This is a genomic window from Ruegeria sp. YKSE079 (assembly GCF_059612845.1).
The window spans coordinates 1-1447 of sequence record NZ_JBXWRJ010000052.1; the positions used below are offsets into that span (position 1 = coordinate 1).

Below are 1447 nucleotides of genomic sequence, written 5' to 3' on the forward strand. Positions count from 1 at the left end.
GACGACCATGACACAGGACCGCGCCGCCTTCGGGGTGCGGCGGAAATCGGGCGCGGGCAAGGGCCGGCAGCTCGACCCCGCTGCGCTGGCCGAACTTCAAGAGATCATTGGCACGGCGCCGCAGCCAGCCGACCGGCTGATCGAGAACCTGCACAAGGTGCAGGACCGTTTCGGTCACATCTCGGCACGCCACCTGCGCGCGCTGGCCGAACTGATGCGCCTGTCGCAGGCCGAAGTCTATGAGGTAGCCTCTTTCTACGACCATTTCGATCTGGTGCGCGAGGGCGAGACCGCCCCGCCGCCGCTGACGATCCGGGTCTGCGACGGGATCGCCTGCATGCTGCGCGGCGCCGCCGACCTGGAAGCCGAGCTCAAGCGCGGCACCGATCCCGCCTCGGTGCGCGTGGTCAAGGCCCCCTGCATGGGCGGCTGCGACGTGGCGCCCGCGGTGCGAATCGGCGACCGGGAGGTCGGCAATGCAACGGCCGCGGGCCTGCTGGACCTGGCCGCCAGGGGCGACACCGCCACCGTTCTTCCCGGCTATGCCGGGCTTGACGCCTATCGCGCCGCGGGCGGCTACGGCGCGCTCGAACAGCTGCGCAGCGGCGCGCTGACCGCGCAGGGCATCATCGACACCCTGTCCGATTCGAAACTGCGCGGCCTTGGCGGGGCGGGGTTCGGCACGGGCATGAAATGGGGCATCGTGCGGGGCTATCCCGGCCCCCGGCTGATGACCGTCAATGGCGACGAGGGCGAGCCCGGCACCTTCAAGGACCGCTATTATCTGGAGCGCAATCCCCACGCCATGCTGGAAGGCGCGCTGATCGGCGCGACGGTAGTCGGGTCCGAGCGCGTCTATATCTACATGCGCGACGAATATCCCGCCGTGCTGGAGATTCTCCGCCGCGAAATCGCGGCGCTCGAGGCCGCGGGCCTCTCCGCGCCGGGCTTCTTGGAGCTGCGCCGCGGCGCGGGGGCCTATATCTGCGGCGAAGAAAGCGCGATGATCGAATCGATCGAGGGCAAGCGCGGGTTGCCGCGCCTGCGCCCGCCCTTCATCGCAGAGGTTGGCCTGTTCGGCCGGCCGACACTCAACAACAACGTCGAAACGCTCTATTGGGTGCCTGAGATTCTCACCAAGGGCGCCAAGTGGTTCGCCGGACAGGGCAGCGATGGCCACCCCGGCCCGCGGTCCTGGTCGGTCTCGGGCCGTGTGCGCAACCCCGGCGTCGTGCTTGCTCCCGCCGGATCGACGGTGCGCGAACTGATCGAGCTGTGCGGCGGCATGGAAGAGGGCCACGTCTTCAAGGCCTACCTACCCGGCGGCGCATCGGGGGGTATCCTGCCCGCCGACAAGGGGGATGTCCCGCTCGATTTCGGCGGTGAGCTTGCGAGGCTCGGCGCGTTTGTCGGCTCGCACGCGATCGTGGTCTTCTCCGAGGTGGAC

At 69.2% G+C, this 1447-nt stretch carries 1 protein-coding gene; it reads left to right on the forward strand.

Annotation, left to right across the window (positions count from 1 at the left end; all coding sequences use genetic code 11):
- Positions 1 to 7: 7 nt before the first annotated feature.
- Positions 8 to 1447: NAD(P)H-dependent oxidoreductase subunit E (locus tag AC2FMY_RS21955; protein WP_496808106.1), on the forward strand; the 1440-nt coding region annotated here is incomplete at its 3' end.